Origin of the sequence: Aestuariivirga sp., from assembly GCF_037139295.1 — a bacterium.
Classification (GTDB): domain Bacteria; phylum Pseudomonadota; class Alphaproteobacteria; order Rhizobiales; family Aestuariivirgaceae; genus Aestuariivirga.
In genome coordinates this window covers 1-3,892 of sequence record NZ_JBAXGR010000184.1, presented here as the reverse complement: position 1 = coordinate 3,892, position 3,892 = coordinate 1, and the positions used below count along the sequence as shown (strand labels likewise).

Genomic DNA, 3,892 nt, shown 5'->3' with positions numbered 1-3,892 from the left:
GTGCATCGACCGATCTCGGTGATGCCGCGCCAACAGTTCTCTCCTTTGTACAGAAGTGGCGCACCATGCGGAATAAAGATGATAACCTCTATCTATTTGAAATAAAGTTATAATTGTGTTTCCAGCATGATGCGTGGCAGCTAGTTGCCGGCGCCGCCGAAGGACAGGCTCATGAATTCGTGGAAGGTGCGGGCGGCCGGGCTTTGGCCCTTGGTGGGATTCCATGCGAGGCCGACGTCCATGGTGGGGATGTCCGCCACGACGTTGCGAAGTTCGATGCGCTGGCCCTCGAGTGACCAAGGCCGGTAGACCATGTCCGACAGGATCGTGACGCCCATGCCGTCAGCCACCATGGAGCGGACCGCCTCCACCGACGAGGTGGTGAAGATGATGTCAGGGCGGAGGCCCGTGTCCTTCCAGTAGCGTGAGGCCGTCTGGTTCGCCTCGTCGACCGTCAGCATGACATAGGGCTCTGCGGCCACGTCATCCAGCGTGTTCGCCTCCGCGGCGAGCAGTCGATGCTCGACTGGAAGCCACAGCCGGCGGCGGGAGCGGATCAGGGTTTCATAGGCCAGACGCTTCCTGTCCTGCAGGTTGGAGACCAGCATCACCGCGAGATCCAATGAACCGTCCTTGAGGCCGCCCTCGATGGCGCTGCGCGGAAGTTCGTACAACTCCGCCCGGATGCGCGGGTAGCTGCGCGCGAAGCGCGTGTAGTGGCGGGGCAGGAAGTAGCCTGCCACCGTATATGAAACGCCGATGCGCACCGTGCCGCTGATGGCGGTGTCCTCGGTCAGGGGGGCGTGCTGGGCGGCGTTGACGGCCGCCATGATGTTGCGGGCGTGCTGCAGGAAGCGCGCACCCTCGGCGGTGAGCGAAACGCCGGTTGGCAGGCGCTTGAACAGCGCGACCCCGGTATCTTCCTCCAGCTGCTTGATGGCCGCCGTCACCGCCGACTGCGAGACGTTGAGCTCGATCGCCGCCTGGCTCACCTGCGCGGCATCCGCCGTGGCGATGAAATAGCGGACCTGCTTGAAGGAAAGCGCCATATCTGGTTTTCCGATATCGGGATGCAGTTTTTCTGATTTTACAATATTTGCAATGTCCCGCAAGGTCTTCCATCAATATGGCGCTTAAGCGCAGGGCGTACAGGGCAGGAGGTTCAGGTGACAGTCATCAACTGTGACATGGGCGAGGCGTTTGGCCTCTACAAGATGGGCGACGATGCAGGGCTCATGCCCTTGATCGACGTGGCCAATGTGGCCTGCGGTTTCCATGGTTCCGACTTCAACCACATGCGCACCACCGTGCAGCTCGCCAAAAAGCATGGCGTGAAGGTGGGGGCGCACCCCTCGCTTCCCGACCTCCAGGGCTTCGGCCGCCGCGAGATGAAGATGGGCCGGGACGAGCTCACCAACTGCATCATCTACCAGGTTGGCGCGCTGAAGGGCTTCCTCGAGGCCGAGGGCATGGTGCTGAACCACATCAAGCCGCACGGCTCGCTCTATGGCATGGCGGCGCGGATGGAGGAAGTGGCCCAGGCAGTGGCCGATGCAGCGGACGTCTTCAAGGTGCCGCTGATGGGCATGATCAATACCTTCCACGAGAAGGTCTATACGGCGCGCGGCCACAAGTTCATCGCCGAATTCTATGCCGACCTCGACTACCGTGACGACGGTTCGCTTATCATCACCCGTGAGCATGAGGCGAAGGACCCCACCCATGCCGCGGCCCTGTGCCTGCGCGCCATCCGCGAGGGCAAGGTGAAGGGCGTGGGCGGCGGCGACGTGGCGGTTCGGGCCGATGCGATCTGCGTGCACTCCGACACGCCCAATGCGGTGGCCATCGCCCGCACCGTGCGCGAGGCCGTGAACCCTTACATCGACGCTGCCTGACAAACCCAGAAACGAGGACAGACAATGGCCCAGCTTCTCTCGCCGCTGCCCGGGCAGCGGCGAGAGAAGCTGGGCCATTGTCTGTCCTCGTTTCTGGGTTTGTCAGGCAGCGTCGATGTAAGGGTTCACGGCCTCGCGCACGGTGCGGGCGATGGCCACCGCATTGGGCGTGTCGGAGTGCACGCAGATCGCATCGGCCCGAACCGCCACGTCGCCGCCGCCCACGCCCTTCACCTTGCCCTCGCGGATGGCGCGCAGGCACAGGGCCGCGGCATGGGTGGGGTCCTTCGCCTCATGCTCACGGGTGATGATAAGCGAACCGTCGTCACGGTAGTCGAGGTCGGCATAGAATTCGGCGATGAACTTGTGGCCGCGCGCCGTATAGACCTTCTCGTGGAAGGTATTGATCATGCCCATCAGCGGCACCTTGAAGACGTCCGCTGCATCGGCCACTGCCTGGGCCACTTCCTCCATCCGCGCCGCCATGCCATAGAGCGAGCCGTGCGGCTTGATGTGGTTCAGCACCATGCCCTCGGCCTCGAGGAAGCCCTTCAGCGCGCCAACCTGGTAGATGATGCAGTTGGTGAGCTCGTCCCGGCCCATCTTCATCTCGCGGCGGCCGAAGCCCTGGAGGTCGGGAAGCGAGGGGTGCGCCCCCACCTTCACGCCATGCTTTTTGGCGAGCTGCACGGTGGTGCGCATGTGGTTGAAGTCGGAACCATGGAAACCGCAGGCCACATTGGCCACGTCGATCAAGGGCATGAGCCCTGCATCGTCGCCCATCTTGTAGAGGCCAAACGCCTCGCCCATGTCACAGTTGATGACTGTCACCTGAACCTCCTGCCCTGTACGCCCTGCGCTTAAGCGCCATATTGATGGAAGACCTTGCGGGACATTGCAAATATTGTAAAATCAGAAAAACTGCATCCCGATATCGGAAAACCAGATATGGCGCTTTCCTTCAAGCAGGTCCGCTATTTCATCGCCACGGCGGATGCCGCGCAGGTGAGCCAGGCGGCGATCGAGCTCAACGTCTCGCAGTCGGCGGTGACGGCGGCCATCAAGCAGCTGGAGGAAGATACCGGGGTCGCGCTGTTCAAGCGCCTGCCAACCGGCGTTTCGCTCACCGCCGAGGGTGCGCGCTTCCTGCAGCACGCCCGCAACATCATGGCGGCCGTCAACGCCGCCCAGCACGCCCCCCTGACCGAGGACACCGCCATCAGCGGCACGGTGCGCATCGGCGTTTCATATACGGTGGCAGGCTACTTCCTGCCCCGCCACTACACGCGCTTCGCGCGCAGCTACCCGCGCATCCGGGCGGAGTTGTACGAACTTCCGCGCAGCGCCATCGAGGGCGGCCTCAAGGACGGTTCATTGGATCTCGCGGTGATGCTGGTCTCCAACCTGCAGGACAGGAAGCGTCTGGCCTATGAAACCCTGATCCGCTCCCGCCGCCGGCTGTGGCTTCCAGTCGAGCATCGACTGCTCGCCGCGGAGGCGAACACGCTGGATGACGTGGCCGCAGAGCCCTATGTCATGCTGACGGTCGACGAGGCGAACCAGACGGCCTCACGCTACTGGAAGGACACGGGCCTCCGCCCTGACATCATCTTCACCACCTCGTCGGTGGAGGCGGTCCGCTCCATGGTGGCTGACGGCATGGGCGTCACGATCCTGTCGGACATGGTCTACCGGCCTTGGTCACTCGAGGGCCAGCGCATCGAACTTCGCAACGTCGTGGCGGACATCCCCACCATGGACGTCGGCCTCGCATGGAATCCCACCAAGGGCCAAAGCCCGGCCGCCCGCACCTTCCACGAATTCATGAGCCTGTCCTTCGGCGGCGCCGGCAACTAGCTGCCACGCATCATGCTGGAAACACAATTATAACTTTATTTCAAATAGATAGAGGTTATCATCTTTATTCCGCATGGTGCGCCACTTCTGTACAAAGGAGAGAACTGTTGGCGCGGCATCACCGAGATCGGTCGATGCAC

The 3,892-nt window shown here is 62.5% G+C and carries 4 protein-coding genes; 2 read left to right on the top strand and 2 right to left on the bottom strand.

Features of this window, described 5'->3' with window-relative positions:
* Positions 1-140: 140 nt before the first annotated feature.
* The gene (locus WCJ41_RS20445) at positions 141-1,049 is read right to left on the bottom strand and encodes a LysR family transcriptional regulator (protein ID WP_336907683.1); all 909 of its coding nucleotides are present in this window, start codon (positions 1,047-1,049) and stop codon (positions 141-143) included.
* A gap of 117 nt (positions 1,050-1,166) precedes the next feature.
* Between WCJ41_RS20445 and pxpA (WCJ41_RS20450) the strand changes: the two genes are divergently transcribed.
* Positions 1,167-1,895 carry a 5-oxoprolinase subunit PxpA gene (gene pxpA / locus WCJ41_RS20450; RefSeq protein ID WP_336907684.1) on the top strand — a complete coding sequence of 243 codons (729 nt, stop codon included), beginning with the start codon at positions 1,167-1,169 and terminating at the stop codon, positions 1,893-1,895.
* 102 nt (positions 1,896-1,997) lie between these two features.
* On the opposite strand, the gene pxpA (WCJ41_RS20455) is transcribed toward pxpA (WCJ41_RS20450), so the two are convergent.
* Positions 1,998-2,726, bottom strand: coding sequence for a 5-oxoprolinase subunit PxpA (pxpA, locus tag WCJ41_RS20455; protein WP_336907684.1), 729 nt, complete (start codon positions 2,724-2,726; stop codon positions 1,998-2,000).
* A gap of 117 nt (positions 2,727-2,843) precedes the next feature.
* Between pxpA (WCJ41_RS20455) and WCJ41_RS20460 the strand changes: the two genes are divergently transcribed.
* The gene (locus WCJ41_RS20460; RefSeq protein ID WP_336907683.1) at positions 2,844-3,752 is read left to right on the top strand and encodes a LysR family transcriptional regulator; all 909 of its coding nucleotides are present in this window, start codon (positions 2,844-2,846) and stop codon (positions 3,750-3,752) included.
* Positions 3,753-3,892 lie beyond the last annotated feature (140 nt).

Excerpts from the sequence above, each read along its gene's own strand:
- WCJ41_RS20445 (WP_336907683.1), bottom strand. The coding sequence starts at position 1,049 with ATGGCGCTTTCCTTCAAGCAGGTCCGCTATTTCATCGCCACGGCGGAT.
- WCJ41_RS20460 (WP_336907683.1), top strand. The coding sequence starts at position 2,844 with ATGGCGCTTTCCTTCAAGCAGGTCCGCTATTTCATCGCCACGGCGGAT.